The organism is Kribbella sp. NPDC003557 (genome assembly GCF_040610805.1).
GTDB lineage: Bacteria > Actinomycetota > Actinomycetes > Propionibacteriales > Kribbellaceae > Kribbella.
The window spans coordinates 77,938-103,477 of the sequence record NZ_JBEXMY010000001.1 but is presented as its reverse complement, the minus strand read 5'-3'; the positions used below and the strand labels follow the sequence as shown (position 1 = coordinate 103,477).

Below are 25,540 nucleotides of genomic sequence, written 5' to 3'. Positions count from 1 at the left end.
CCCAATTAACTTCAGCTTGAAGTAAATGGGTTGAGAGCGATCGGAAGCAGGTGACCGACAGCGTGACGCGCCCCGTGAACGTGCTGGTCGTGATGGCCGACGAGCAGAGCTGGAACACGATGGGCTGCACCGGCAACCCGGCCGCGCGGACCCCGTGGCTCGACGAACTGGCGGGTGAGTCGACCGTGTTCGACGCCTGCTACACGCCGTTCCCGCTGTGCTGCCCGGCCCGGACGAGTCTGTGGACCGGGCTGATGCCGCGGCACCATGGCGTACTCGGGAACTGGCGCCCGATCGAGCCGCGGCTGCGCTCGGCCGGGTTCGCCCGGTCGTTCGCCGACGCCGGGTACTACACGCACTACAACGGGAAATGGCACGTGCCCGGGACGACGCCCGACCGGATGGGCTGGGCGAGCAGCAGCGCGATTCCCGCCGTACTGAACGGGCAGGACCGTGGCCGCTACATCGAGGAGTACCGGACGTGGGCCGCCGGTCAGGGCTACACCTTCGACGCGAAGCACATCGAGAACCTGACCGCGCGGGACCTCGCCGCCCTGGCCGAGCGGCCGTACGCGACGTCGAGTCTTCCGCTCGACGCCTACCTCGAGACGTGGCAGTGCGACCGGTTCCTCGACAGCCTCGAGCAGCGCCCGGCGGACACGCCCTGGCTGGCCGTGTGCTCGTTCAACGCGCCGCACTTCCCGATGTCGGTCCCGAGTCCGTACGACCGGATCATCGATCGCGACCAGGTGCGGCTGCCGGAGAGCTGGGCCGGCGGCACCGCGAGCACACCGCGTGAGGTGCGGGAGTCGCACTTCGCGCGGGACTTCGAGCACCTCTCCGAACAGGACTGGATCGAGGTCACCAGCCACTACCTCGGTCTCTGCGCGCTCGTCGACGCCCAGCTCGGGCGGATCCGGCAGTACCTGGAGGACGCGGGGGAGTGGGACCGGACGGTGGTGGTGTTCACCTCGGACCACGGCGACATGATGGGCGCGCACCGGCTGATGGAGAAGGGCCACTGGCTGCACTACGAGGAAGACCTCCGCGTCCCGCTGATCGTCCGTCATCCCGACGGCCGGCAGTCCAGGAACGCCAACTTCGTCTCGCTGTGCGACATCGGCCCGACCTTGTGCGAGGTGGCCGGCGTGCCCTGGCACGAGGAGCACGACGGCCGCTCCTTCGCCGGCATGCTCGGCGATGCGTCGGCCGCGCCGATCCGTGACTACGTGACGGCCGAGACGATGCTGCACGACGGGCACCCGGGCGGTGACGGCTCGCCGTTCCACGCACGGGACTGGCAGTGGCCGAGAGACAGCCTCAACGTCTCCGTCCGGACGGCCGGTCATCGCTACGTCTTCCGGTCCCATGACGAGGCCGAGCTCTACGACCTGGTCGACGATCCCCACGAGCAACGCAACATCGCGGCAACACCCGAGGCGGCACCGGTGGTCGCCCGGCTGGCCGGACTGGTCGCGGACGAGGTGGCCGACGTGCTGCCGGCCGCCGCGGCGCTGGTCCGCGCCCCACTCGCATCGACAGCGAAAGGCACATCATGACGTCGTTCCCAGGTCCCCAGGTCTCCCGCCGGACGCTCCTGCAGTTCGGAGCGGCGGCGGCCGGCGCCGCGGCGCTGTCCTCGTGTTCGCGCGGCCTCGGCGGCTCGTCGTCGGGCGGCGGGTCCAGTTCGACGCTGGAGTTCATGTTCTGGGGCGAGGGCGATCAGAACAAGAAGCTGATCGCGGCGCTCGACCTTTACCAGAAGTCCGAGGGCGCCTCGAAGGTCAACCCGCAGTACTCCGGCTTCTCCGGCTACTACGACAAGCTCGCGACCCGGGTGGCCGGCGGCAACCCGCCGGACGTGTTCCAGATCCACCTGCCGTACCTGATGGAGTACATCAAGCGGCAGGCCGTACAGCCGCTGGACCAGTACAAGGACGACCTCGGGCTCGACTCGATGCCCGACTACGTGGCCACCACGACCAAGGCGGACGGCAAGTACTACTTCGCGCTGCTCGGTGCCGCGACCCAGCCGGCGATCATCGTCAACACGACCAAGCTGAAGGCTCTCGGCCTCGCGGCGCCGGGCACCGACTGGACCCTCGACCAGTACAAGTCGACGATGGGTGAGGTCTGGGGCAAGAGCGGTCACAAGCTCGCCGGTACGGCGGACCTCGGCGGCAGCCCGATCGCCCTGGAATCCTTCCTGCGTGGCAGGGGCAAGGCGCTGTTCGGGGACGGCAGCGCGCTGGGCTTCGGCGAGGACGACCTGGCCGCGTGGCTGCAGCTGTGGCAGGACCTGCGCGGCAACGGATCCGCCGTCCCGATGGCCGTGACGGCGGCCGCGACCGGATTCCAGAACGACCCGGTGACGGTCGGCAAGGCGGCGTACACCGGGACGGCGACGTCCCGCGGGCTGCCGTCGATGCAGAGCCTGACGAAGGACGCGTTGAGCCTCGGCACCTTCCCGTCCGGCGGCGCGGGCTCGCAGCCCGGCACCAACATCATCCCGGCCGGCTGGTTCGCGATCTCGCCGAAGTCGAAGAACATCGAGGGCGCCGTCTCGATGTTGAAGTTCCTGACCAGCAACCCCGAGGCCGCGACCGCGATGGGGCTGGCCCGCGGCGTGCCGATCCCGGAGGACATCCGCAAGACGGTCAGCACGTCCGCGACCGGGCTGAACAAGCTGGTGCTGGACAACTACGCCCTCGTCGCGTCGCAGGGACCGGCAGCGCTGCAGATGTACCCGCCCGGCGCCAGCAAGCTCCTGCAGACCTCGCTGCCGAACGTCAACCAGGTCGTGGGTTTCGGGAAGAGCACGGTCGCGCAGGCCGTGACGAAGTTCTTCTCCGATGCGCAGGCCGCACTCAAGTGACCGCTGTCGCCGTGGGGGTCCTGCGCTCCGCCCAGCAGTACGACCTGCGGGAGCGGAACTGCTCGGCGATCCTGCGGACGGCGATGCAGCGTGGCCCGATCGCGCGGTCGGAACTGTCGAGTCTCACCGGCATGGCCACCGGCACGGTCACGCGGCTCACCAGCCTGCTCTGCTCGGCGGGTGTCCTGCGCGAACTCCCCGCCGAGCAGGAGCACGGCGTGCCGGGACGTCCCCGGACGCCGATGGTGATCGACGACCGGTCGTTCAGAGTGGCCGGCGTCCACTTCGGGCTGCGGCGTACGACGGCGTGCCTGCTCGACCTGCGCGGCCGGCTGCTCGCCGAGAGCCGGCTACCGCACCGACGGCGCGGATTCGGGCCGCTGGTCGCCCAAGCCGTCGAGGGCATCCGGGAGCTGATCGCCCGGACACCGGGGCGGGTCCTGGGGATCGGCGCGAGCACCGGCGGCTGGGTCGACCGCGAGGCCGGGCTGGTTCGTGACCACCGGGTCCTGCGCTGGCACGACGTACCGCTGCGTGACGCGCTGTCGAGCGGGCTGGGATTGCCCGCCGAGGTGGACTCCAGCTTCCGCTCGCTGGCGATGGCCGAACGCTGGTTCGGCGGCGCCCAGGAGGTCGACGATCTGGTCAGCCTGTTCGTGGGCAACGTGGTCGGCGCGGGTTTCGTTCTCGGCGGCCGGGTGTTCCGCGGGTCACGGGCCGCCGCAGGCAGTGTCGATCATCTGTCGGTCGGCACACCGGCCGACGAACTCTGCAGTTGTGGACGCCACGACTGTCTGCACGTAGCGGCGAGTGACCTGGCCGTCCTGGCCCGAGCCCGCAGCGCCGGTTTGATCAGCAATCGTGGCACGCTGGAGCACCTGATCCAGCGTGCCAGGAACGACGATGTCCGGGCCGACGAGCTGCTGATCGCCCGCGCGGAACTTGTCGGTACGGCGGCCGGCGCGCTCGTCGACATGCTCGATCCGGCGCTGGTCGTCGTCAGCGGCGGTGTCGTGGACGCGCCGGAGTACCTGACCGCGGTCCGGCGCGGCGCCCGCGCGTACCTGCGCGACAAGCGTCCGGTCGACGTGGACTCGGTGGTGCGGTTGAGTGCCTTCGGCACCGATGGTGTGGCGGTGTCGGCGGCCAGTGTGATCCTCGACCGGATCTACACCGCGCCGTCGGAGTTCGTGCCCGGTCTGCTCGAGCTGCGGTACGGGTGACCGGCTTGATCGACTCCGACACGTCCGTCGACGCCGCCCGGGTCTGGTCGCACCGCGCCTCGCGACGCAGCACCTGGGTGATGGTCGAGGTGCAGGCCGACGGCGTCCGCGGCGTCGGCGAACTGTCCGACGGGGCACCGCCCGGCACGCTCCTGACGGCTGCTCGATCGGTGCACTCCGCTGTCGTCGGACGATCGTTGCAGCAGGCAAGGACCGAGCTGCGTCGCCGGCTCGGCGCGATGAGAGCTGCGCAGGACGCCTTCTTGTGGTCGACGGTTCTCGGCGGGTACGAGGCCGCCTTCGCGGATCTGCTCGCACGGCTCGAAGGCCGGGCGTTGTCGGCGTCACTGGGTCTCGGCGAGCCGCGGCCCGTGCGGCTGTACGCGAATCTCAATCGCACGTTCGGCGCGGACGGCCCGGACACGATCGTGGCCGAAGCGCTCCGGGCGGCGGGCGACGGATACCGGGCGGTGAAGGTGGCGCCGTTCCTGGACAACCACGCCGCCGGTCTGTCGGGCAGCCGGCTGATCGCGGAGGGCCTGTCGCTGGTCGGACGGGTGCGGGACGTGCTTCCGCGCGACGTGCACCTGATGGTGGACTGTCACCACCTGGTGCCGGCCGATCTGCTGCCGGCCGTCGTCCGGGAGCTGGCGCCGCTCGGGCTGTACTGGGTCGAGGACCTCGTTCCCGTGGGCGATCGATCTGCCATCGAGCGCGCAGCGGCCGCTGGACTCCCGTTGGCCACGGGCGAGCACATCTGGAGCCCGGAGACGGCGGCCGCGGCATGCGCCGACGGTGCGTTCCGGTACTGGCTGGTCGACCCCAAGCACGCGGGCGGCCCGCCAGGTGTCGCGCGGATCGCGGAGGCGGTCGCCGGTACGCAGCTGACCTTCCACAACCCGAGCGGCCCGGTGGGCACCGCGCACGCCGCGCAGCTCGCCGCGCTCGGCGGTCCGGCGACGTGGCTCGAGCTCGCCCGCGGCGAGGCCGATCGCGCCGGCCTCCTGGAACCGCCCGAGGCCGTCGCCGACGGGACCCTCCGGCCGGCCGGACCGGGCATCGGCGGCCTCCCACACCTCGATCCCGAGCAGGAGCCCGAGCAGGACCCGAGCAGGAAAGGAGTGATCCGTGGCGATCACGTATCCGTCGATCCGCGGTGATCGCAGACGCCGGACCCGGTACCAGAACGGCTGGGCGCTGGCCTTCCTGGCGCCGTGGCTGATCGGCTTCCTGGCCTTCACCGCCGGCCCGATGCTGATGTCGCTGTACCTCGCGTTCACCAAGTACGACCTGCTGTCGGCGCCGAAGTGGATCGGCGGCGGCAACTTCCGCCGGATGCTCGGCGAGGACCCGCTGTTCGTCCAGTCCCTCAAGGTGACCGCGATCTACGTCGTCGTCGGTACGCCGCTGAGCCTGTGCTTCGCGCTCGCGGTCGCGGTCGTGCTCAACCGCGGGCTGCGCGGCCTGGACTTCTACCGGTCGGCGATCTACCTGCCGTCGCTGTTCGGCGGCAGCGTCGCGATCGCGGTGCTGTGGCGCAAGGTGTTCAACGGCGACGGCCTGGTCAACCAGATCCTGGCGCTCGTCGGGATCCACGGCCCGTCCTGGATCTCCGAACCGCACACCGCGCTGGGCACCTTGATCGCCCTCGAGGTGTGGCAGTTCGGCGCCCCGATGGTGATCTTCCTGGCCGGCCTGCGGCAGATCCCGCGCGAGTTCTACGAGGCCGCGCAGGTCGACGGCGCGAGCCGGGGCCGGCAGTTCTGGAGCATCACGATGCCGCTGCTGAGCCCGATCCTGTTCTTCAACCTCACGCTGCAGCTGATCCGGTCGTTCCAGGCGTTCGCACCGGCGTTCATCATCAGCGACGGCTCGGGCGGCCCGGCCGACTCGACGCTCTTCTACTCCCTGTACCTCTACCAGGAGGGATTCGTGAACTTCGACATGGGCTACGCCGCGGCGATGGCCTGGATGCTGGTGCTGCTGGCCGGCGCCGTGGTGGCGGTCAACTTCTTCTTCAGCAAGTTCTGGGTGCACTATGAGAACTGAACCGAAGCGGCTGCTCGCGCACTTCGCACTGATCGTCGTCACGCTCGTCATGCTCTATCCGCTGGTGTGGATGGTGGCGAGCTCCTTCAAGCCGACCGACGAGATCTTCTCCCAGCCCGGCCTGGTCCCGCGGCACTTCGAGCCGTCGAACTACGCCGAGGGCTGGAAGGGGGTGTCGACCGCCTTCAGCATCTTCATCGAGAACTCGCTGTTCATCTCGGTGGCCGCGATCATCGGCAACGTCATCTCCTGCAGCCTGGCCGCGTACGCGTTCGCACGGCTGAACTTCATCGGCCGCCGGATCGCCTACGCGACGATGCTGGTGACGCTGATGCTGCCGACCCACGTCACGCTGGTCCCGCAGTACATCTTGTTCAACAAGCTGGGCTGGGTGAACACGTTCTACCCGTTGTTCGTGCCGCACTTCTTCGCCGTCGACGCGTTCTTCGTGCTGCTGATGGTGCAGTTCATCCGGTCGCTGCCGCGGGAGCTGGACGAGGCCGCGCGGCTGGACGGCTGCTCGCCGTGGAAGACCTACCGCTACATCGTGTTCCCGCTGCTGCGGCCCGCGCTGGTGACCACGGTCATCTTCACCTTCATCTGGACCTACAACGACTTCTTCAAGCAGCTCATCTACCTCAACGACGTCCAGTTGTTCACCGTCCCGCTCGGGCTGCGCCAGTTCCTCGACTCGACGGGCGACTCGTCGTGGGGCCCGATGCTTGCCATGAGCACCCTTGCGCTGGTGCCGCCGCTCGTCCTGTTCGTCACCTTCCAGCGCAAGATCGTCGACGGTGTCGCGACGTCAGGACTGAAGGGATGAGCACGGGCCGGCAGGTCGCGCTGGTCACCGGTGCGGGTGGCGGGATCGGCTCCGCGGTCGCCACGACACTCGCGAAGCACGGCTGGGCGGTGGTCGGGGTCGATCTCGTCGAACGGCCGGCCGGCCTGGATCCGGGCTCGATCGAGTGGGTGGCCGGCGACGTACGGGACGAGAGTGTGATCCGGCAGGCGCTCGCCGTCGCGACGAGTCTCGGTACGCCGAGCGGTCTGGTGACGGCAACGCTGGCCGAGCAGCGCGGACGACTCGAGGACCTCGAGCCGGCAGCCCTGACGAGCGTGTTCGACGTCCAGGTCGCCGCGGCCTGGGCTTGGAGTACGGCGGTGGTCGGGGTGGCATCGGACGAGCTGTCGATCGTCCACCTGTCGAGCGTGCACGCGCAGCGCGCCGGCCCCGGGATGGCGGCCTACGCGGTCGGCAAGGCGGCGCTGGACGCGCTGGTCCGCGCGAGCGCCGTCGAGTGGGGCCCGCGCGGGGTGCGTTGCAACGCAGTACTTCCGGGCTTCGTCCCGGTGTCCCGGAACAAGGACCGCTGGTCCGATCGGGCGCGAGCGGAGGAGCTGCTGGCCAACCATCCGCTGCGCCGGTTCGTCACCGCCGAGGACGTGGCGCACGTGGTGGCCTTCCTCCTCGGCCCGGACTCGCGAGCGGTCACCGGCGTCGCCCTGCCGGTCGACGGCGGCCTGCTCGCGCTGCTGCCGAGCTGGGCCTGAACGCACAACGACGGAAGAACGAGGGGTTTCATGGGAACTGCGCGACCGAACGTCCTGATCATCCTGGTCGACGACATGGGGTACTCCGACATCGGCTGCTACGGCGGCGAGATCGGCACGCCGAACATCGACGGCCTCGGCGAGCACGGGGCGCGGCTGACGAACTTCTACAACACCGCCCGCTGCAGTCCCTCCCGCGCGTCGCTGCTGACCGGGCTCCACCCGCACCAGACCGGCGTCGCCGAACTGGTGAACAACGACGGCCCCGGCGGGTACCCCGGCAGCCTGACCCAGCGCTGCGCGACGCTCGCCGAGACGTTCCGGGCGGCCGGCTACCACACGCACATGACCGGCAAGTGGCATCTGTCCAACGAGCGCGAGCAGCCCGCGGACAGCTGGCCGACGCGACGGGGCTTCGAGCGCTTCTGGGGAACCATCAGCGGGGCCGGGAGCTACTTCCAGACCACGACGCTGCACGACGGCGAGACGCCCGTACCGCTGTCCGATCTCGGGCCGGACTTCTACTACACCGACGAGATCGGTGCGCATGCCGCGACGGCGATCCGGGACGCGGCGGACGGTGAGCAGCCGTTCTTCGGGTACGTCGCCTTCACCGCGCCGCACTGGCCACTGCACGCGAAGGAGTCGGACCTGGCCGAGACCCGCGGCCTGTTCGACGAAGGTTGGGACGTCCTGCGCACGCGCCGCCGGCAACGCCAGGTGGACGCCGGGATCTGCGCGGCGGACGCGACGCTCGACCGCCGCGATCCGGCCGTTCCCGCGTGGGCGGACGAGCCGGAGCAGAAGTGGCAGCTCGAACGGATGGAGGCGTACGCCGCCCAGGTCCGGGCCATGGACCGCGCGGTCGGGACGATCCTCGAGGCGCTCGACGAGACCGGTCAGCGGGAGAACACGATGGTGGTGTTCCTGTCCGACAACGGCGGCTGCGCGGAGGAACTGCGCAGCGATCCCGAGGGCGCGGCCCAGTTCCGGCGGCACCACCTGATCATCCCGCCGAGCGCCCCCGACGGTACGCCGATGAAGGTCGGCAACTCGCCCGACATCCGGCCCGGTACCGCCGACACGTACACGAGCTACGGCCAGGCGTGGGCGAATCTGTCCAACACGCCGTTCCGCCTGTACAAGCGCTGGGTGCACGAGGGCGGTATCGCGACGCCGCTGATCGTGTCCTGGCCCGCGGGCGGCCTGACCGGCGGCGTCCTCGACGCACCGCACCAGCTGACCGACATCGCGCCGACGTTGCTCGAGGCAACCGACGTACCGCGGACGGACCGGCGTGGCGGTGAGCCGATCCCGGCGCTGCCGGGCGTGAGCATGCTCGACCTGCTGCGCGGCGGCGCGCCGGTGGAGCACGACCTGTTCTGGGAGCACATCGGCAACGCGGCGATCCGCTCCGGCCGCTGGAAGCTCGTCCGGGAGTTCGAAGGCCCGTGGGAGCTGTACGACCTCGCCACCGATCGCAGCGAGAGCACCGACCTGGCCGCTGACCAGCCGGACCGCGTGCAGGAGTTGTCGAACCGCTGGCAGCGCTGGGCCGACGAAGCCGGCGTGATCCCGTACGCCGACGTCCTCGCGGCCCGCGCCACGATGCCGAACCAGCCCGCCTGATTCCAGGAGGTACGACCATGCGGAAGAGAACTGCGGCGATCGCGATCGCGCTGGTCGCGGCCGGACTGACACCAGGAGCGGCATCGGCCGGGGCGCGGCCGGACGACCGGGTCGGCATTCGCGTCGACAATGCGCCGCTCGTGATGGCCGACGGTGTTCCGGCGCCGAAGATCGCCCCGGAGATCTTCGGCGCCAACGCCCGCTGGATCGACGACGAGTTGGGCGCCTGGGATCCCGCGACGCACGGCCCGGCGGCCGGCTTCACCGCCGCGGCCGAGGCCGCCAGGCTGAAGCTGATCCGCTATCCGGGCGGAACGGTGGCGAACTTCTTCGACTTCAAGAAGGCGATCGGTCCGCTCGCCCGGCGTGGCTGCCAGACCTCGGGCGGGTTCGCGGCCGTCCGCTTCGGCAACCTGGCCGGCGCCCGCAACGGCTTCGGCCCGGACGAGGAGGAGAAGCTGGTCTCGGCGATCGGCGCGACCACGATGGTGATGGTCCCGTCGATCAACCAGACCGCGCAGGACGCGGCGGACTACGTCGAGTACATGAACTCGCCGAGCGACGGTACGGCGACCAACCCCGCAGGAGGCGTCGACTGGGCCGAGGTGCGCGCGGCGAACGGGCATGCGGCGCCGTACGGCATCAAGGTCTGGGAGTACGGCAACGAGCCGTTCCTCGACGGGCAGCGGTACTGGCGCGACCAGGACCTGCAGACCCGGGTCACGCAGTTCATCGAGGGTGGGTGGAGCCGGCAGACGGCGGCGTCGACGACGTACCAGGACGACGACGGACTGTTCAGCGGCTGCGACCTGGTCAACCGTAAGACAGGTACGGGCACCGCGCATCAGACGTACCGCACGCGCTACAACCCGATCGCTCTGCCCGCGGACGCGACGCCCGCGTCCGGACCGATCGCGGAGCCGGTGCTGACCGTGGGTGGCGTGCGGTGGACGCGCGTCGACTCGCTGGCGGGGAGCGGTCCGGCCGACCAGGTCTATGAGATCGGGAAGGCCGACGGCACGATCACGTTCGGGGACGGGACGCACGGCGCGATCCCGGCGGCGGGGGCCGGGCTCGGCATCGAGTACACCACCGGCCGGCAGGACGGTTTCCTCGACTTCGTCCGCGCGATGAAGGCGGTCGATCCGGCGATCACGGTCTGCGCCGGGTGGGGCAAGCCCGAGTTCGTCGATGCCATGGGCAACCGTCCGTACGACTGTGTCGGGATCCACTCCTACACCGACCAGGCGGGCGGTGACGCCGACGGCGCCTTCGACTCCACGGAGCTCTACCAGCAGCTGATGAACGCCAGCGATGTGCCGACCGACGAGCTCGCGGACCTCCGACGGCGGATCGCGCAGCACTTCCCGGACGCGCGCGAGCGGCCGGTGCTGACCGTCACGGAGTACGGAACGATCAGCCGGAACGGCCCGACCGGCGTGAGTACGCCGAACAACTTCGCGGCGATGCAGATGCACAACGTGTACGAGACGACCATGCTGATCGGCCAGATCGCCAACGGCGTCCGGCTGTCGATCAACTCGAACCTCAACGGCGGGCCGAACGCCGACCCGGCGAAACGGGACTGGGGCAACATCCTGGCCTCACCACCGGGCTTCGGGATCACCGGGCGCTCGATGTCGCTGACGCTCGCCGCCGGCATGATCGGCGCGGCGCCGCGGAAGGTGACGGTGACCGGCAACCCGGTGCTTGCCGGTCAGAACTACACGGCCGTCGTGGCAGCCGCGACGCGCACGAAGGAAGGAGCACGGTTGCTGGTGGTCAACCGAAGTCTCGACAAGACCGTGCCGATCACGGTCGATGCCGGCGCGGCGAGGTCTGCCCGGCAGACGACGGTGACCGACGAAGACATCACGGCGTACAACAACGACCAGGCGCAGCCGGTCCAGCCGACGACGAGAACCCTTGCTCCGAAGGGCAGGACGGTCGACGCCGAACTGCCGCCGCACTCGGCAAGCCTGATCGAGTTGACGTACTAGGCGACGGGTGCGGTGAGTGCCGGGACGAAGGCCTCGGGGGAGCGGTAGACCGCGTCCAGCATGATCGCTCCGGCGGCGATGCCCAACGCGTGCGGGCCGAACGCACTCGGCACGATCCGCACCGCGGTATTGCCGCCGCGAGCGACCTCGAGCTCCTTCAGGGCGGAGTCGCCGAGCACCGACACGTGGTCGACCGGCGCGCTGATCCCGCCGCCGATCACGACCAGCTCGGGATCGAGGATCTCGATCAGGGTCGCGGTCGCCTTGCCGACCAGCGCGGCCCGCTCCTGGAGCAGTCGCCGGGCCCGGGCGTCGCCGGACGCCGCGAGCCTGAACACGTCGTACACCTCGTCGTCGTCGCCGATCAGACCGGCCGCGCGGGCCCGGCGGGCGACCTCGAGGTCCCCGCCGACGACGGCGAAGCAGTTCCGGCTGCCGCAGACGCACGCCTCGCCTGCCCGGCCGGGGACCGGCAGATGGTCGAGCCCACCCGCGGCCGAGTGCGCCCCGCGGTACGGCGAGCCGTTGAAGACGAACCCGGCGCCGACGACGTTGCCGACGAACAGGTGGATGAAGTCGTCCACCCCGGCCGCGGCGCCGAACCAGTGCTCGGCCAGCGCGAGCGCCCGGACCTGCGAGTCGATCAGCACCGGCAGCCCGGCGGCGTCCTGGAGGGCCTTGGCCAGCGGCACGTTCTGCCAGCTCAGGATCGGCTGGTTCACCACACGACCGATCGAGCTGTCCACCCAGCCGCCGGTGCTCGCTCCGACGCCGAGGATCGTCAGCCCGCTGCCGTCGACCAGCTTGCGCACCGAACGAGCGGCGCTGCGGACGAGCGCGTCGAGACGCGTGGTGCGTTCGGTGGTGTGCAGCTCGGCGACGAGTTGCCCGCGCAGGTCGATCACGCAGGTGTTGACCCGGTACAGCCCGAAGTGCACGCCGACCACGCCGTACGTCGATCCGTCGATCGCGACCGGGACCTTCGGGCGGCCCTTGCCGCGCTGCGCCGGCTCCGCGACCTCGGCGAGCAGACCGGCCCGGACCAGGGCGCCGGTCAGCCTGGTCACCGAACCGGTGGACATCCCGATGGTCGTGGCGAGGTCGGTGCGCGCGGTCGGACCGGACCGCATCAGCTCGCGCATGATCGTCGAGTAGTTCTGTTGCCGCAGGTCACCCAGCTGGGTCGAGCGCGACTTGCCCGTGGGCTCCGTCATGCCCTCGGTTGTAACACCGCAGACGGGCCCGGTCCAACTGACCGCCCCGTTGACACCGGCGGTCCGGCTATTTATCTTCGACTGGAAGATAAATACTCCGGCGGAGGGATGCGGCTCGATGAAGCATGCGACGTTCAGGCTGCGCGGCACGGTGAGCGGGACGATCCGCCCGGAGATCTACGGGCAGTTCCTGTCCCGCCGCCGGTGGGTGGCCGACGAGGCGCTGCACAACCCCGGACACCCGCAGGCGGACGCGTCCGGCCTGCGCCGCCCGATCGTCGACGCGATCGCTGAGCTCCGCGCACCCGTCGTCCGCTGGCCGGGCGGCTGCACCGGGACATCGTACGAATGGGAGCGCGGCGTCGGCGCCCGGCGTGAGCGCACCGTCGACTGGCACTTCGGGTACGACGTCGGCAACGGGTTCGGGACCGCGGAGTTCGTGGCGTACTGCCGGCGGATCGGCGCCGAGCCGCAGATCAACTTGACGACCGGGACCGGGTCGTTGCGCGAGGCGCTCGCCTGGATCGAGTACTGCAACGGGACCGGGGACTCCGTCTGGGCGAATCTGCGACGCTCCCACGGGTACGACGAGCCGTTCGGCGTCCGGTACTGGCAGATCGGCAACGAGGAGTGGGGCTCGTGGGAGCTCGGCCAGGTCGGGCCGCAGGAGAACGCCGTCCGCTGCCGGGAATGGGCCAAGGCGATCAAGCGGCTCGACCCGGACTTGAAGGTGCTGGCCATCGGCTGCTTCGAGCCGACCCAGGCGGTCGACTGGAATCTCGCCCTGCTGCGCGAGGCGTGGGAGCACATCGACTACCTGACCCTGCACACCTATTGGCCTTTCGACCCGACCGCCGACGACGGTGACTACGCGCGGGTGCTCAGCGGGCCGTACCGCACGGAGAGCGCGATCGTCGCGATCCAAGGGCTCGTGGACCTGGTGGCTCGGGAGAAGCCCGGCACGCCGAAGCCCGAGCTGGCCTTCACCGAGTGGAACTGTGCCGACGCGACCCGGTTCGAGATGAGCCCCAAGTGGCGACCGGGGGAGACCCGCTACCGCACGGTCGACGCACTTGCGGTCGCGTCGTTCCTCAACGTCCTGCAGCGCCAGGCGGACTCGGTCACGCTCGCGAACTTCGCGCAGACCATCAACGTTGTCGGTGCCCTGGTCGTCACCGACGAGGAGGTCGTACGCGAGACGGTCTATTGGCCGTTATGGATGCAACGCCACCACAGCGGGCGAATCGCACTGGCCGGGGATGTCTCATGCAGCACCGTCCCGGGGGAGACCTTGGAACGCGCACCGATCGACGTCCCGGCCCTCGATGTCAGCGCCTCGGCCGATCCCGGCGGCTCGACCGTCTGGCTGTCGGTGGTCAACCGGGACCGCGACAACCCCGTCCAGCTTTCCATCGACCTCGGCCAGGCGCTGGCGACCGACGTCGTACGCGTCGACCAGCTGCACACAGGCGACCCACTGACCATGAACACCCTCGCGGCCCCTGACCGGGTCGCACCCCACTCGGAGGAGTCCAAGCTGGACGAGGATCACCGCCTGGAGCTGCCGCCCAGCTCGTACTCGATCATCCGACTGACGACAGCGGCCCCGCTCGTCACCGCGTGTCCCAGGACGACATGAAGGGGCGCCGCGCGGGTGCGCGGCGCCCCTGAGGGGTTGCGAGGGGTTACTCGCCGACCAGCTGGTCGTAGTGCGTGGTGAGCAGGACGTGGCTGACGCCGTTGAAGACGCCGGGGATCTTGCCGTACGACGTGAGCGCGGTGGCCGAGCCGTTCGCCTTGCTCATCGCGTACAGGTACGCCGACTGGGTGTCGTGGTCCACGCCGGTGACGAGCGAGCCGCCGCGCTCACCGCAACCGTCGACGACGATGGACTCGTACGCCGCGAAGCCGGACGAGCGGATCAGCTTCATGACCGGCTTGGCTCCGGCCGCGACCGGGATGTGGGCCGTCCACAGCGCGCCGGCCGTGGTGGTCATCAGCAGCGTGTCGTACGTCGCGGTCTCGCTGAGCACCGTCATCGCCTTGAAGCCGCGGAAGCCCGGGATCGGGCCGAGGCCACGGAAGCTGGTGCCGACCATCTGGTACCGGTACAGGCTGCCGTTGGTGTTCAGGCCGTACAGGTACGCGTGCCGCGGGGCGGCGACGCTGTAGTTCGACGTGGCGATCGACTTGAACGTCGTCCAGCCCGGTCCGACCTTCTTGAAGGTGGGCACCCACGGCTTGGTCTCGTCCGCCGGCAGGTACGTCGTGTGCCGGTACAGGTTCCCGCCCTGCAGCAGCAGCCCGTAGAAGTAGAACTGGGTGCCCGTGGCGTTGAACGCCGCGTACCACGTCGCGTCAGCGCGGCTGCCCACGTACTTGAACGGGTCCCAGGAGAAGGACGTCGGCGGCTTGCCGGCCGTCACGTCGATCTCCTGCATGGTGCCCGCGGCGGTGGGTACGCCGACCGCGGTGCCGCAGGCCTCGCTGGTAGCCGAGGTCGACATCGTCTTGGCCAGGCCGGACTTGCTGAAGAAGCGCGGCTTGGGGTCGGCCTGGCCGGTGGCGGCGGCCGGAGCGGAGGCGGCGGCCGCGGCGATCAGCCCGGCGCCGGCCAGTGCGAGCGCAAAGCGCTGCAGTTTCATGGAATCTTGCCCTTCGGGAATGTCTCGAACAACTCGAGCTCGCGCTGAGATGGCCCAGCTCGCCGGACGGGGGGCCGGCGAGCTGGGCAGCAACCACCACATCGTTGCGGCAGGGGTCGCCGTTACACCTACGGCGCAGTTATCGACGTCACGCCCGATCCGGAGACGTAGGTCGGCCAGACGCCGACCGTCAGCGTTACTTGACCGTTGCCGTTCGGGGTCAATGTGGCCGGCAGGCCGTAGAGGCTGGTGACCTGGATCGGGCCGGTGGCATTGACGGTGACGGTGGTGTTCGACCCACTCGTGGCCCAGATCGCGCGGAACGGCGTACCGTCGTTGGCCGCGTACACCTGGTCGATCAGCCCGTTGCCCGGGTTCTCTTTGCCCAGGAACGTCGCCCCGCGGAGCTGACGCGCCGCGGTGGCGTAGGCGACGTACGCCGGCTTGGGGGTGTACTTGCCGAGCGCGTCGCTCTCGTGGTGCACCAGACCGTAGTTCTGCTGCTCGGCCGTCGGGTCGATGCCGTCGTTCTTGAAGTCGTACGCGTAGAACCGGTCGATGTCGTGCCCGGGCACGTCGAGCATCTCGCGGGCCAGGTACATGGCCTGCGTGGGCTCACTCACCGGTGCCTGGCCGCCGGAGGTGTACCAGCCGGCCTCGGTGATCCAGATCGGCTTGTCGACGCCGCCGTTGTACTGCCGGATCGTCGCCCGGATCTGGTCGAGTTTCGCGCCGAGGCTGTCCGGGGCGCCCAGGAAGTTGTACGGGTGGATGGAGACGACGTCGAGGTACTTGAGCCCGCCCAGCTGGCAGAACGCCTGGAACCAGGCCTGCTGGTTCACGTCGTTGTCGCCGCCGCCGACCACGGTGAGGCCGGGGTGGTTCGCCTTCAGCTTCGTGTAGGTGGCCTTGAGCAACGCCAGGTAGCTGTCGGGGGTGAAGTTCGACGGGCCGGCCGCGTTCATGTCCCACTCGTTCCAGACCGCGATGTTCTTCACCTGCGGGTACCGGGTGGCGAGGGCGTCCGCGTAGTTGGCGAATCCGGCTCGTCCGGCGTCGGTGTACGGCGCGTTGAACTTCTGGTCCGGGCAGTCGTACAGGCAGTTGCCGTAGTCGGCGATCAGCAGCGGATCGATGCCGTTGGACTGCCAGGACTGCAGGTAGCTGGTGACCTTCGCCGGGAAGCTGTAGACGCCGAGTGCGGTCTCGGCGCCGGCCCAGTCGGCCTCGTCCCGGCCGCCGCGCGCACCGGCCTGGGTGATGAGCGGCACGAGGTCGGGGTTCCAGCTGAAGTTGAAGTGCGTGCCGGCACCTTGGAGCGTCGGCGCCGTTGTCGCGGTGACGGCGTCGACGTTGAGCGCGGCCGTCGTACCGCCGCCAGAGATCAGGGCTTTGTCCAGCGTCAGCGTGATCGCCTTCGCCGGGCCGTGCCAGACGCCGTCGTCGGCGCCGCCGAAGTGCAGGTACGCCGAGCCGCCGTCGAACCGGGTGACGGTGAGCTGCTGCCACGCGGTCGAGCCCGACAGCGTCAGGCGCTGCTGGTGGACCTGGCCGGTCGAGTCGGTCAGGCGGAGTCCGATCGCGGAGACCTGACTGGTCCTGGCCCACAGGCTGAGCGACTGCAGGTCGACCGGTACGAACGTGCGCTGGAGCGCGACGTAGTTCCCGCCGCCGGAGAAGTCGGCGGACAGCTTGGCGGACTGACCACCCGACTGCGGCCCGGCGGTGTCGTAAATGAGGCTCCCCGTCGCACCGGGGAACTCACTCCCCGGGTAGAACGACCAGCCTTCGGCCGCGCTCTCGTAGTTGCCGAGCGGGGTCGTCGGCTTGGCCGCCGGCGCGTTGAGCGTGAAGTCGTCGAGGGTGACGCTGCCGCTCGTCGCCCCCGGGATCGCGGCCTTGTCGAGCACGACCTCTACGGCCTTGGCAGGGGCGTGCCAGACACCGTCGTTCGCGCCGCCGAAGTGCACGTACTGCTTGCCGCCGTCGAACCGGGTGACGGCCACCGGCTGCCAGCCAGTTGCCCCCGACAACGTCAGACGCTGCTGGTGGACCTGCCCGGTCGAGTCGGTCAGGCGGAAGGTGAGGAAGCTCAGGTTCGGCGACTTGGCCCAGAAGCTGACGCTCGTGGCGCTCACCGAGGGGAGCGGACGGCTGACGCTGACGTACGCGCCGCCCGCGCTGAAGTCGCCGGCCAGCTTGCCAGATGCCGTGCCCGAGTGGTTGTCCGCGGTACTGAGCGCGAAGCTTCCGGTCGCGCCGGGGTACTCGCTGCCGGGGTAGAACGTCCAGCCCTCGCTGGCATTCTCGAAGTCGCCGATCCGGTTGGTGGTGAGGCCGGCGACCGCCGACGTACTGAGTGGGCTGAGGATCGCGAACGTGGTCCGGGCGGTCGTCGTACCCGCCTGGACCGTCAGCTGGTACCAGCCACGGGTGGTGACGGACACCTGCAGCGTGGAGGCCGCGGCCTGGCTGCCGGTCGCGACGACGGTGCCGTTGACGTCGGCGGCCGACCAGGTGACCGACGCGGCGTCGGTGGCGAGACCGATCTTCACCTGCTGACCGTCGGTGAAGACGTTGCCGAGGGTGATGGGCGTGAGTGTGAGGACGGCGGCGTGCGCGGGGGTGCTGCTGCCGAAACAGAGGAGGAGGACGCCGAGGACGACGGCGACAGTGCGTTTCATGCCGGCTCCTTAGGGATGCGAAACCGCTTTCGCACACCTTGCTGCGGCACCGGCCGGGTGTCAACGGCTCAGCGTCACCCGAGGTGGACCGTCCACCCAGTTCTTCGCCCACCGGTCCGCGAACTCCAGGTCGGCCGGTGCGCCCGCCGGCAGTGCGACCCCCTCCGCCACGGCCCGCGGCGCGTGCGTACGCCGAAGCTCGGCGACGACGTCGGCGAAGCGGCGGCCGACGGGCTTCACCCGGTTGTGGACGTCGAGCAGGCCGAGCTCGTACTCGACCGAGTTGAAGCCGGCGTACTCGGGCCGGATGTCGTGCGAGGCCCACCAGGACAGACCGGTCACAGCGGGTACGGACAGCGCGTGCCGGATCAGCCGCTCGGCGGCGTACTCGACGTCGACCTCGGACACCCATTCGGGTGCGACGCCGATCTCCTGGATCCAGATCGGGCGCGGTGCCGTCTGGTGCGCGGCCGCTACCTGCGCGAGGTAGGCGCCGATCGTCCACGACATGTCGTCGCGCTCGCCGAAGTGACCGAGGAAGCCGCTGAAGTAGGGCCAGGCATGCACTGTCGTCACGTCGAGCTCGTCGGCGAGGAGACTCCGGCTGAAGCCGATCTTGCCGGTCGTCCACGGCTGATGATCGGCGCCGAGTACCACGGGCAGGCCGGGCGCGGCCGAGCGGACCGCGGCGATCATCGTCCGGGCCCAGCCGTCGAGATCCGCGGTGGTCACCGGCTCCCGCTCGCTGCCGACGAGCATGTTCGGCTCGTTGCCGAGGTCGATCCCCGCGCCGGCCGGGTGGGCGGCGACGACCTCGGCGACCGCGTCGAGCAAGGCCGTCGCCCCGGCGATCGCCAGCGGGTCGGTGAAGACGTTCCGGTCGTGCATCCAGGCCGGGCGGAACACCCAGCCGCTGAGGAACCCGTTGAGCACGGTGACCCAGACGTCCAGCCCCGCGTCGTACGCGCGATCCAGCACCGTCGACAACCGCCGGAGCGCTGTCGGCGAGACCGCCGTGGGGAACGGCTGGAACACCGGCCAGAGGCACTGAACGCGCACGTGGTCGCAACCGAGCGCCGCGATCGCGCTCAGGTCGTCGGCGACGGACGTCTCGTCGAAGTCGACCCACGCGTTCCACCACTGGTCGCGCGGCACGTAGTTGACGCCGAACGCGGGCCCGTCAGGCATGCGTCCCCCACGTGGTGACCTGGCCGCGCCGGCCGATCCGTGTGCGCAGCTTCGCGGCGTCGATCAGCTGTACGTCGGTCTGCTCGCGCAGCGCCTGGACCGCGGCGACCGCGGCGGACTCGGCGAGGACGCAGAAGACAGGCTCCATGCGGGTCGCGGCGTACGCGATGTGCGTGGCGGACAGGCAGACCGGGACCAGCAGGTTTCCGCAGTCGGTCTGCTTCGGGGTGATCGCGCGGTACGGCACCGGGTACGGGCGACCGGTGCCGAGGTGGCCACCGATGAACATGTCGCCTTCGGTCGCGACACCCCACTGCCCGGTCTCCGGGTCGCGGTGCGGAATGCGCCGTACCGGGTAGACGTCCACGCCGAACAGCGCGAGCCCGATGCTGTCCTCGGGGTCGGTCCGGTTGACCACGTCGGCGTGGGTCAGCGTGTAGATGCCGTCGAGTCGCCGGGCCACTCGTACGTACAGCTGTGGCGGCCAGCCGTCGGTGTCGGGGAAGAGGCTCTTGTCGAGCCCGTACGCGGCCGTCTCCTTGCGGAAGGCCTCCGGCACGGAGGGGTCGGTCGAGAGGAAGTGGTGGAGTCCGCGCAGGTAGTCGATGTGCCGGCGCCAGATCCGGGACCGCGCGTCCCAGTCGCCGTCCTGGTACTCGCGGCTCACGCCGAGCGGGGCATTCGTGATCAGGGATGCGCGCTGGTAGTTGTACTCGCCCGAGTTGAGCCAGCCGGGGAAGATCCCGCGCAGCGCCTCCAGGTCGCCGGCCAGGTGCTCGACGTACCGCCGTACCAGCTCGTAGTCGGCGGCGGCGTAGTCGGCGGGTGGGGTGATCTCGGCGCGGTGTGCCGGGTCGGTGGTGACGTAGAAGCGGAAGTTGTACGCCTGGGTGTAGTCGTCGGCCGCGCCGACCGGCAGTCCGTGGTCGCTGTCGAGGAGCGGCAGGAGCTCGCCGTCGACGTACGGGTCGATCGGGGTCCAGTTCGTGACCGGGCGGACGCCGGCGAGGTCCTCGTGGAAGGCGTCCTGCGATTCCCGACCGGTGCGGTACGGGACGCCGGCGCGCGCCATCAGGTCGCCCTCGTACGACGCGTCGAGGAAGACGGCCGCGCTGATCTCGAGGTCCGGGACCGACTCGCCCGCCGGCAGGGGGACGCCCCACTGATCCGGCTGGGACGTCTCGAGCTGGATCGCCGTGATGCGGGTGCCGTCGCGCGTCACCGAGCGAACCCGGTGCTCGAAGACGACCGTGATGTCCGCGGCCCCGATCCAGTCGTGGAAGGCGCGCACTACGTCGCGCGGGTTGTCGCCGAAGCCGAAGACCGCGTCGCGGGTCAGCCCGCCGACGGCCGCCGGGACCGGGCAGTCCTGGCGGGGCTTGATCCCGGCGCCGAGCATCCCGCCGAGCCATCGGCCGGGTTCGATCAGGATCACCGACGCGCCCTCGTCGTACGCCGTCATCGCGGCGACGCAGCCCGCGGGCGTTCCTCCGTACACACAAATGTCGGCCGTCATCGTCATGGCATGTACTGTCGCGCGGCCCGGATACCCGCGAACATGGCGTGATCGAGCGTCTCCATGTACTTTTTTGCCGTGCTGGTCCTGGATGGTCACGTGCTCGCGGCGGCGCGCGACGAGTTCAGCCTGAGCCTCGACACGTACGCCACGTGGTGCCTCCTGCTGCCGCGGACCGGGGCCTTCGCGTTCGAGATCAGCGGTCGTCCCGCGGGGGAGGCGAGGTTCGGCGACATCGTCGTGTGCCCGCCCGGAGCGACGCTGCGGCGCCGGATGCTGCGGCCGACGGCGTTCTTCCACGCCCGCTTCGACACCGACCTGGAGCCGCCCGTCGGCCGCACCCGCGTCCCGGATCTCGACCGGCTCCGCGCGGACCTGGCGATGCTGGAGCCGGCCGACGCCCAGGCCGACGTGATCGCCGCGCACGTCGTCACCGACCTCATCCTGATGACGCGGCGCGCCCGGCGCGACGGCCACGACGACGCGCTGGTCGGCCGCGCCACGACGTACCTCCTCGACCACTTCACCTCGCCGGATCTGTCCCTCACCGACCTGGCGGCGATCCTCGAGATCAGCCCGGCGCAGCTCTCCCGCCGCTTCAAGGCTGTGCTCGGCGTCACACCGGTCGGCTTCCTCCGGGACCGCCGGCTCCAGAAGGCGCGCGAACTCCTGGCCGAGACCGACGACACCCTGCAGACCGTCGCCGAGCGCTCCGGCTACCGCAGCGCCTTCTACCTGAGCCGCGTCTTCAGCAACCACACCGGTCAATCCCCCTCGGCGTACCGCCGGTCCAGCCGATTCTGAAACGCCGGGGTCTCGTTGCCCGATACAACCAGCGGGGAGGGAGACCGGATGTGTGAATGCTGCAGGCGCCTGCGCGCGCTGCTCCGAATGATCGAACGCACCGCCACGCCGTTCGGCGCACTCGGCGACGACGCCGCACTGGACGCCTGGTTCGGCGCGCGCTCACCCCTGTACGGCCGCGCCCTCGACCGAGCCGACCCGCCTACGGAGGGTTACCGATAGTCGCGAGGAAAGGTGCGGCGGTGACCGTGACACTGGGGAGGTATGTCCAGGGAATCCGTTGCCAATTCGGTGCAGTTGCCACCGCTGAACAATCCGAACGACCGGGCGGCCGTCGCGACGCTGGAGAAGCGGCTGTTGCGCGGGCACCTCGGTGAGGAGGCCTGATGGCTGTGACCAGGGGGTTCGTCGGCCGGCGCGCTGCGGACTCCTCGCGAGTACCGCCCGGCCAGTACGTGACGCGGGACTTCCCGGTGCTGTCGGCCGGGCCGACCCCGTCCACGCCCCTGGACGCGTGGAGCTTCACGATCCAGGGAGCTGTCGAGAGCCCGGTGTCGTGGTCGTGGGCCGAAGTCCAGGCCTTGCCGCACGAGACGTTCACCGTCGACATCCACTGCGTGACGAAGTGGACGAAGCTCGACATGACCTGGTCGGGCGTCTCGCTCGACACCTTCCTCGACGCGACGCCGACGCAGGCGTCGTACGCCCTCGCCTTCTCCGACGGCGGCTACACCACCAACGTGCCGCTGGCCGACCTGCGCGGTGGACGAGCCTGGATCGTCGACGAGTACGACGGGCGCCCCCTCGCACCGGAACACGGCGGGCCGGCGCGACTGCTCGTACCGCACCTGTACTTCTGGAAGAGCGCGAAGTGGATCCGCGGCCTGGAGCTACGCCAAGCGGACCAGCCCGGCTTCTGGGAGATGTTCGGCTACCACAACTACGGAGACCCGTGGAAGGAACAGCGCTACTACGGCGACTGACCTGGTGCGCGTGGCCCGACAACCTAGAAAGGCAACCGATGACTATTCAGCACCCGTCCGACCCGAGTGCTGCCGAGATGGCGAAGCATCTGCCGGTGGCGATCGTGAAGTTTCTGCGTGAGGCTGATCCTCAGCGCAAGGCGAATGCTCACGATCTGCTGTCGGCCTTCGCGGCCGGCGCCACGGTCGTGGACGACGACGGCACCACCTACACCGGTCACGACGAGATCCACCGGTGGCGGGAGGCCGAGGCCAGCGAGTACACCTACACCGTCGAGATCAGCCACGTCGAGAAGTTCGACGACAGCCAGTACGTCGTCACCAACCACCTGGAGGGCGACTTCCCCGGCGGCGTCGTGGACATCATCTACCGCTTCACCCTGGCCGACGGCCTCATCGCCAGGCTGGAGATCGCTCCCTGAGATCGTTCAACGGTGCTGGAGAACGGACCGAGCCGTTCTCCAGCACCGTTGCCGCCGGTCATCGCACGCGGATGATCGTCTTTCCCTTGAGCCGCTCGGTCGGGTTGAACGCGGCGAGCGCGTCGTCCAGGGACGCGACGGTCCCGATGTTGGTCCGCAGCCGGCCGTCCCGCACCCGCCGGACGATCTCGATCAGCTGCGCGCGATCGGCCTCGACGACGAAGTCGATCGCCGGCCCGTCCGCGGGCCGCGCCTCGGGCGGCCCCACGATGGTCACCAGCGTCCCTCCGGTCTTGACCAGGGCCGCGGAGCTCTTCTGGACGTCGCCGCCGATGACGTCGAACACCAGATCGACGCGACCGATGTCGTCGAGCGAGTCGTTGGCGAGGTCGACGAACTCCTGGGCGCCGTACTCCAGCGCCTTCTCCCGGTCGGCGGCGCGCCCGGTACCGATGACGTACGCGCCGGCCTCGCGGGCGAGCTGGGTCACCATCGTGCCGACCGCGCCGGCCGCGCCGTGCGCGAGTACGCTCTGCCCGGCCTGAAGACGGCCGTGCTGGAACAGCCCCTGCCACGCGGTCAGTCCAGAGATCGGCAGGCTCGCTCCGACGGTGAAGTCGACGTCGCCGGGGAGCGGTGCGACATTGCGTGCCTCGATCGCGACGTGCTCCGCCAGTGTCCCGTCCCGATGCCAGTCGGCGAGGCCGAACACGCGCTGGCCCACCGACAGGCCCGTCGTGCCGTACCCGAGCGATGCGACCACCCCGGCCAGCTCGTGCCCGGGGACCGAGGGCGCTCGGTCACGGCCGGCCCGATCGGTCCAGGTCGACGGCCAGTCCAGCTCGGTCGGTACGTAGCCCGACGCATGGACCTCGACGACGACGTCGTTGATCGCCGCCGACGGCTCAGGACGCTCCGCCAGGGTCATCCCGGCCGTTCCCGCGGCCTGGTCCGTCACCACAATCGCCCTCATCAGGCACCTCCTAGCGCTCGGCCTTCGCCCACAAGGCATTTTCGGTTCACAAGCGTTGGCGACACCACACCCTGGCCGTCTTACGCCGCCCGGAGGCGTAAGATCCGCGACCAGCCGATCACTAACGAATATCCGGCTGGGGCTACTGATCACAGGTAGAGGTGACGAAGGGTCATGAGCGGGGGGCGGGCAGAGCTGGAGCGGTTCCTTGCCACCGACCCGCGCGACGTCGGCTGCGACGAGACGCGGGCCGTCCTGCACCTCTACGCCGAGCAACTCGCGGCGGGAACCGACCCTGCCGACCGGTACCCCGGAGCAGCGGCCCACCTGACAGCCTGCGAATCCTGCGCGGAAGCCACCGACGGCCTACTGACCGCCATCTCGAACGATCGGCTGGACGGCGGCTGCGACGAGGGTCTGTAGGGCGGGTATCACGTCCGTCTCGAACCACGGGTTCCTGGCCTGCCACCTGAAGTTCAAGGGTGAGGGGTGGACGAGCGGGATGCGGTCGGGCAGGTACTCGCGATAGGCGCGGACGGTTTCGGTGAGGTTCTTCCCGGCGCCGGTTCCCAGGTAGTGCTTCTGGGCGTAGCTCCCGATCAGGACGGTGAGGCGAAGTCCGGGCATCGCCTGCAGGATCCGCGGGTGCCAGCGCGGCGCGAAGTCCGGGCGTGGCGGGAGGTCGCCGTGCGCGCCCTTGCCCGGGTAGTAGAAGTCCATCGGCAGCAGGGCGATCGTGTCCGGGTCGTAGAACTGGGCATCGGTGACTCCCAGCCACTGCCGGAGTTTGACCCCGCTGGCGTCGTTCCACGGGATCCGAGTCTCCTGAGCCTGCCGGCCGGGCGCCTGGCCGATGACGACGATCCTCGCCCGAGGCGACGCGGAGTAGATCGGTTCGTACCCACGCTCCGCCGCCCAGGCGTTCGACGCGTCGTTCCGGATCTCGTCCCGCAGTACTGCGAGTTCGTCCATGGGACTCCTCGGATGCGTAGGTCGCCCGGAGAAATGGGACGACATAGACCAGTTGTTGAGCACAGAGTACCAGCAATAGCTGGCTGGACGCGCTCAATAATGGACGGTATCGTCCATCTAGTTGGTTGAGCGTTCCGTTAGTCGCCGGAGGTTTCCGAGTTGTCGTCCGTCTCCGCCGAGGTAGCCCGGGAGAACCGCGCCTGGGTTCGTGACCTGAGCAGCAGTGGCGATCGGCGCGAGCTCGCGAGCCGACGGTTGTACGACGTCCTCCTGCGCGCCGCGAGAGCGGAAGCCGGCCGCCGGGCGGCGAGGATGCGACTCGCCGGGCCGGAGCTGGACGACATCGCGCACCAGGCCGCCGCCGACGCGCTGCTGGCGATCTGCGGCAAGGTCGAGACGTTCCGCGGCGACTGCAAGTTCACCACCTGGGCGTACAAGTTCGTGATCTTCGACGTGGCGGCGAAGGTCAACCGGCACTTCTGGCAGCGGTCCGGTGTCGCGTTCGACGAGGAGGACTGGGACCGCCTGCCCGCGCGGCTGGGGATCGAACCGGAGGCGCAGGCCGAGAGCCGGGACCTGATGACCGCCGTACGTCGCGCCGTCGACGAGAGCCTGACGGCGAAGCAACGGACGGTTTTCGTCGCGCTGGTGCTGAACGGTATGCCGACCGACGTGCTCGCCGATCAGCTCGGCGCGACCCACAACGCGATCTACAAGATGATGTACGACGCCCGCCGCAAGCTGCGCGCCACGCTGGTCGACGCCGGCTACCTGCACGAGCGGCAGGCGGTCTGAGCTCTACCCGACGA

24 protein-coding genes are annotated in these 25,540 nt (G+C 69.8%); 17 read left to right on the top strand and 7 right to left on the bottom strand.

Annotated elements, in window-relative coordinates:
• The first annotated feature begins 62 nt into the window (after positions 1 to 62).
• From ABZW60_RS00450 to ABZW60_RS00410, 9 genes are read left to right on the top strand one after another with little or no spacing between them, the layout of a single operon-like run.
• A complete protein-coding gene (locus tag ABZW60_RS00450) occupies positions 63 to 1,559 on the top strand; it encodes a sulfatase-like hydrolase/transferase (protein WP_355472485.1) in 1,497 nt (498 codons plus the stop codon).
• Positions 1,556 to 2,875 (top strand): extracellular solute-binding protein, encoded by a 1,320-nt coding sequence (locus ABZW60_RS00445; RefSeq protein ID WP_355472483.1) that lies wholly within the window; start codon positions 1,556 to 1,558, stop codon positions 2,873 to 2,875. Before ABZW60_RS00450 ends, ABZW60_RS00445 begins: the two co-directional genes overlap by 4 nt.
• Positions 2,872 to 4,098: an ROK family protein gene (locus tag ABZW60_RS00440; RefSeq protein ID WP_355472481.1), complete on the top strand. Its 1,227-nt coding sequence runs from the start codon at positions 2,872 to 2,874 to the stop codon at positions 4,096 to 4,098. The genes ABZW60_RS00445 and ABZW60_RS00440 overlap by 4 nt, the downstream gene beginning before the upstream one ends.
• Complete coding sequence (locus tag ABZW60_RS00435; RefSeq protein ID WP_355472480.1) at positions 4,095 to 5,258, top strand: enolase C-terminal domain-like protein; 1,164 nt, start codon at positions 4,095 to 4,097, stop codon at positions 5,256 to 5,258. The genes ABZW60_RS00440 and ABZW60_RS00435 overlap by 4 nt, the downstream gene beginning before the upstream one ends.
• The gene (locus ABZW60_RS00430; RefSeq protein WP_355472478.1) at positions 5,227 to 6,147 is read left to right on the top strand and encodes a sugar ABC transporter permease; all 921 of its coding nucleotides are present in this window, start codon (positions 5,227 to 5,229) and stop codon (positions 6,145 to 6,147) included. The genes ABZW60_RS00435 and ABZW60_RS00430 overlap by 32 nt, the downstream gene beginning before the upstream one ends.
• Positions 6,137 to 6,970, top strand: coding sequence for a carbohydrate ABC transporter permease (locus ABZW60_RS00425; protein WP_355472476.1), 834 nt, complete (start codon positions 6,137 to 6,139; stop codon positions 6,968 to 6,970). The genes ABZW60_RS00430 and ABZW60_RS00425 overlap by 11 nt, the downstream gene beginning before the upstream one ends.
• A complete protein-coding gene (locus ABZW60_RS00420) occupies positions 6,967 to 7,701 on the top strand; it encodes an SDR family oxidoreductase (RefSeq protein WP_355472474.1) in 735 nt (244 codons plus the stop codon). Before ABZW60_RS00425 ends, ABZW60_RS00420 begins: the two co-directional genes overlap by 4 nt.
• Before the next feature lie 30 nt (positions 7,702 to 7,731).
• Positions 7,732 to 9,330, top strand: a complete 1,599-nt coding sequence (locus tag ABZW60_RS00415; protein ID WP_355472472.1) for an arylsulfatase — start codon at positions 7,732 to 7,734, stop codon at positions 9,328 to 9,330.
• Positions 9,331 to 9,347: 17 nt separating this feature from the next.
• Positions 9,348 to 11,330, top strand: coding sequence for a hypothetical protein (locus ABZW60_RS00410; protein ID WP_355472471.1), 1,983 nt, complete (start codon positions 9,348 to 9,350; stop codon positions 11,328 to 11,330).
• On the opposite strand, the gene ABZW60_RS00405 is transcribed toward ABZW60_RS00410, so the two are convergent.
• Entirely contained in the window at positions 11,327 to 12,544 is a 1,218-nt protein-coding gene (locus ABZW60_RS00405; RefSeq protein WP_355472469.1) for an ROK family protein, read from the bottom strand. The genes ABZW60_RS00410 and ABZW60_RS00405 overlap by 4 nt on opposite strands.
• Before the next feature lie 118 nt (positions 12,545 to 12,662).
• On the opposite strand from ABZW60_RS00405, the gene ABZW60_RS00400 reads away from it, so the two are divergent.
• Positions 12,663 to 14,183 (top strand): alpha-L-arabinofuranosidase C-terminal domain-containing protein, encoded by a 1,521-nt coding sequence (locus tag ABZW60_RS00400; RefSeq protein ID WP_355472467.1) that lies wholly within the window; start codon positions 12,663 to 12,665, stop codon positions 14,181 to 14,183.
• Positions 14,184 to 14,229: 46 nt separating this feature from the next.
• Here ABZW60_RS00400 and ABZW60_RS00395 read toward each other — a convergent pair whose 3' ends face one another.
• From ABZW60_RS00395 to ABZW60_RS00380, 4 genes are all read right to left on the bottom strand, one after another.
• On the bottom strand, positions 14,230 to 15,189 hold the full coding sequence (locus ABZW60_RS00395) for a hypothetical protein (protein ID WP_355472465.1): 960 nt from the start codon (positions 15,187 to 15,189) through the stop codon (positions 14,230 to 14,232).
• 128 nt (positions 15,190 to 15,317) lie between these two features.
• The gene (locus tag ABZW60_RS00390) at positions 15,318 to 17,873 is read right to left on the bottom strand and encodes a glycosyl hydrolase (protein ID WP_355472463.1); all 2,556 of its coding nucleotides are present in this window, start codon (positions 17,871 to 17,873) and stop codon (positions 15,318 to 15,320) included.
• A 60-nt stretch (positions 17,874 to 17,933) separates the two neighbouring features.
• Positions 17,934 to 19,061 (bottom strand): cellulase family glycosylhydrolase, encoded by a 1,128-nt coding sequence (locus ABZW60_RS00385; protein ID WP_355472461.1) that lies wholly within the window; start codon positions 19,059 to 19,061, stop codon positions 17,934 to 17,936.
• A complete protein-coding gene (locus tag ABZW60_RS00380; protein WP_355472460.1) occupies positions 19,054 to 20,583 on the bottom strand; it encodes an FAD-dependent oxidoreductase in 1,530 nt (509 codons plus the stop codon). Before ABZW60_RS00380 ends, ABZW60_RS00385 begins: the two co-directional genes overlap by 8 nt.
• Positions 20,584 to 20,655: 72 nt before the next feature.
• On the opposite strand from ABZW60_RS00380, the gene ABZW60_RS00375 reads away from it, so the two are divergent.
• From ABZW60_RS00375 to ABZW60_RS00355, 5 genes are all read left to right on the top strand, one after another.
• Entirely contained in the window at positions 20,656 to 21,381 is a 726-nt protein-coding gene (locus ABZW60_RS00375) for a helix-turn-helix transcriptional regulator (RefSeq protein ID WP_355472459.1), read from the top strand.
• An 87-nt stretch (positions 21,382 to 21,468) separates the two neighbouring features.
• A complete protein-coding gene (locus ABZW60_RS00370) occupies positions 21,469 to 21,603 on the top strand; it encodes a hypothetical protein (RefSeq protein ID WP_355472457.1) in 135 nt (44 codons plus the stop codon).
• A 42-nt stretch (positions 21,604 to 21,645) separates the two neighbouring features.
• A complete protein-coding gene (locus tag ABZW60_RS00365) occupies positions 21,646 to 21,768 on the top strand; it encodes a hypothetical protein (protein ID WP_355472455.1) in 123 nt (40 codons plus the stop codon).
• Positions 21,768 to 22,364: a sulfite oxidase-like oxidoreductase gene (locus ABZW60_RS00360; RefSeq protein ID WP_355472453.1), complete on the top strand. Its 597-nt coding sequence runs from the start codon at positions 21,768 to 21,770 to the stop codon at positions 22,362 to 22,364. Before ABZW60_RS00365 ends, ABZW60_RS00360 begins: the two co-directional genes overlap by 1 nt.
• A 38-nt stretch (positions 22,365 to 22,402) precedes the next feature.
• Positions 22,403 to 22,786, top strand: coding sequence for a nuclear transport factor 2 family protein (locus ABZW60_RS00355; protein WP_355472451.1), 384 nt, complete (start codon positions 22,403 to 22,405; stop codon positions 22,784 to 22,786).
• A gap of 58 nt (positions 22,787 to 22,844) precedes the next feature.
• Here the strand turns inward: ABZW60_RS00355 and ABZW60_RS00350 are convergent, their stop codons facing one another.
• Complete coding sequence (locus ABZW60_RS00350; protein ID WP_355472449.1) at positions 22,845 to 23,759, bottom strand: NADP-dependent oxidoreductase; 915 nt, start codon at positions 23,757 to 23,759, stop codon at positions 22,845 to 22,847.
• Between the two features lie 174 nt (positions 23,760 to 23,933).
• Here ABZW60_RS00350 and ABZW60_RS00345 point away from each other — a divergent pair, with 174 nt between their 5' ends.
• On the top strand, positions 23,934 to 24,182 hold the full coding sequence (locus ABZW60_RS00345) for a hypothetical protein (RefSeq protein ID WP_355472447.1): 249 nt from the start codon (positions 23,934 to 23,936) through the stop codon (positions 24,180 to 24,182).
• On the opposite strand, the gene ABZW60_RS00340 is transcribed toward ABZW60_RS00345, so the two are convergent.
• The gene (locus tag ABZW60_RS00340; RefSeq protein WP_355472445.1) at positions 24,126 to 24,731 is read right to left on the bottom strand and encodes a uracil-DNA glycosylase family protein; all 606 of its coding nucleotides are present in this window, start codon (positions 24,729 to 24,731) and stop codon (positions 24,126 to 24,128) included. The two genes, ABZW60_RS00345 and ABZW60_RS00340, sit on opposite strands and share 57 nt — an antisense overlap.
• Before the next feature lie 159 nt (positions 24,732 to 24,890).
• Between ABZW60_RS00340 and ABZW60_RS00335 the strand changes: the two genes are divergently transcribed.
• A complete protein-coding gene (locus ABZW60_RS00335; RefSeq protein ID WP_355472443.1) occupies positions 24,891 to 25,526 on the top strand; it encodes a sigma-70 family RNA polymerase sigma factor in 636 nt (211 codons plus the stop codon).
• The last annotated feature ends 14 nt before the right edge of the window (positions 25,527 to 25,540 follow it).

What these genes read in the sequence shown, in the direction of transcription:
- ABZW60_RS00445 (WP_355472483.1), top strand. Translation starts at nt 1,556, where the DNA reads ATGACGTCGTTCCCAGGTCCCCAGGTCTCCCGCCGGACGCTCCTGCAG.
- ABZW60_RS00425 (WP_355472476.1), top strand. Translation starts at nt 6,137, where the DNA reads ATGAGAACTGAACCGAAGCGGCTGCTCGCGCACTTCGCACTGATCGTC.
- ABZW60_RS00420 (WP_355472474.1), top strand. Translation starts at nt 6,967, where the DNA reads ATGAGCACGGGCCGGCAGGTCGCGCTGGTCACCGGTGCGGGTGGCGGG.
- ABZW60_RS00415 (WP_355472472.1), top strand. Translation starts at nt 7,732, where the DNA reads ATGGGAACTGCGCGACCGAACGTCCTGATCATCCTGGTCGACGACATG.
- ABZW60_RS00410 (WP_355472471.1), top strand. Translation starts at nt 9,348, where the DNA reads ATGCGGAAGAGAACTGCGGCGATCGCGATCGCGCTGGTCGCGGCCGGA.
- ABZW60_RS00405 (WP_355472469.1), bottom strand. Translation starts at nt 12,544, where the DNA reads ATGACGGAGCCCACGGGCAAGTCGCGCTCGACCCAGCTGGGTGACCTG.
- ABZW60_RS00400 (WP_355472467.1), top strand. Translation starts at nt 12,663, where the DNA reads ATGAAGCATGCGACGTTCAGGCTGCGCGGCACGGTGAGCGGGACGATC.
- ABZW60_RS00395 (WP_355472465.1), bottom strand. Translation starts at nt 15,189, where the DNA reads ATGAAACTGCAGCGCTTTGCGCTCGCACTGGCCGGCGCCGGGCTGATC.
- ABZW60_RS00390 (WP_355472463.1), bottom strand. Translation starts at nt 17,873, where the DNA reads ATGAAACGCACTGTCGCCGTCGTCCTCGGCGTCCTCCTCCTCTGTTTC.
- ABZW60_RS00385 (WP_355472461.1), bottom strand. Translation starts at nt 19,061, where the DNA reads ATGCCTGACGGGCCCGCGTTCGGCGTCAACTACGTGCCGCGCGACCAG.
- ABZW60_RS00380 (WP_355472460.1), bottom strand. Translation starts at nt 20,583, where the DNA reads ATGACGATGACGGCCGACATTTGTGTGTACGGAGGAACGCCCGCGGGC.
- ABZW60_RS00370 (WP_355472457.1), top strand. Translation starts at nt 21,469, where the DNA reads ATGATCGAACGCACCGCCACGCCGTTCGGCGCACTCGGCGACGACGCC.
- ABZW60_RS00365 (WP_355472455.1), top strand. Translation starts at nt 21,646, where the DNA reads ATGTCCAGGGAATCCGTTGCCAATTCGGTGCAGTTGCCACCGCTGAAC.
- ABZW60_RS00360 (WP_355472453.1), top strand. Translation starts at nt 21,768, where the DNA reads ATGGCTGTGACCAGGGGGTTCGTCGGCCGGCGCGCTGCGGACTCCTCG.
- ABZW60_RS00355 (WP_355472451.1), top strand. Translation starts at nt 22,403, where the DNA reads ATGACTATTCAGCACCCGTCCGACCCGAGTGCTGCCGAGATGGCGAAG.
- ABZW60_RS00350 (WP_355472449.1), bottom strand. Translation starts at nt 23,759, where the DNA reads ATGAGGGCGATTGTGGTGACGGACCAGGCCGCGGGAACGGCCGGGATG.
- ABZW60_RS00345 (WP_355472447.1), top strand. Translation starts at nt 23,934, where the DNA reads ATGAGCGGGGGGCGGGCAGAGCTGGAGCGGTTCCTTGCCACCGACCCG.
- ABZW60_RS00340 (WP_355472445.1), bottom strand. Translation starts at nt 24,731, where the DNA reads ATGGACGAACTCGCAGTACTGCGGGACGAGATCCGGAACGACGCGTCG.